The 601-nt window shown below is 67.1% G+C and carries 1 protein-coding gene; it reads right to left on the bottom strand.

Annotated elements, in window-relative coordinates; genetic code table 11:
* The coding region (locus HMPREF2581_RS20955) for an AMP-binding protein (protein WP_139181922.1) at positions 1-601 on the bottom strand (601 nt) is incomplete at both ends.

The following is a 601-nucleotide window of genomic DNA, read 5'->3' as shown; positions in this document are numbered from 1 at the left end:
CGGCCAGGTACAGCTCGCCGAGCACGCCCACCGGCACCGGCTCCAGGTTGCCATCGAGGATGTAGCAGGCCAGGTTGGCGATCGGCCGGCCGATCGGCACCGCGTCCTTGCCCTCCTCCACGCAGGTCCAGTGGGTGACGTCGATGGCCGCCTCGGTCGGGCCATAGAGGTTATAGAGGCCGGCCTGCGGCAGCTTGGCGAACACCTGCTGCTGGGCGTCCGCTGGCAGTGCCTCGCCGCTGCAAACGATGCGTTTCAGGCTGGTGCAGGAGGCGACGTCTTCATCCTGCAGGAAGGCCTGCAGCATCGACGGCACGAAGTGCAGCGTATCGACCCCTTCGCGGTTGATCAGCGCCACCAGCTTCGCCGGATCGCGATGATCGCCCGGCGCGGCCACCACCAAACGCGCCCCGCTCATCAGCGGCCAGAAGAACTCCCAGACCGACACGTCGAAGCTGAACGGGGTCTTCTGCAACACCGTGTCGCCGACGCCCAGCCCATAGGCCTGCTGCATCCAGCACAAGCGGTTGCTCAGCGCCGAATGGCGGTTGCCGGCGCCCTTGGGCTTGCCGGTGGAGCCGGAGGTGTAGATGACATAGGC

Origin of the sequence: Pseudomonas sp. HMSC057H01, from assembly GCF_001836405.1 — a bacterium.
In the GTDB taxonomy this organism is placed as follows: domain Bacteria; phylum Pseudomonadota; class Gammaproteobacteria; order Pseudomonadales; family Pseudomonadaceae; genus Pseudomonas; species Pseudomonas aeruginosa.
This window is presented reverse-complemented; position numbering and strand designations above follow the sequence as displayed.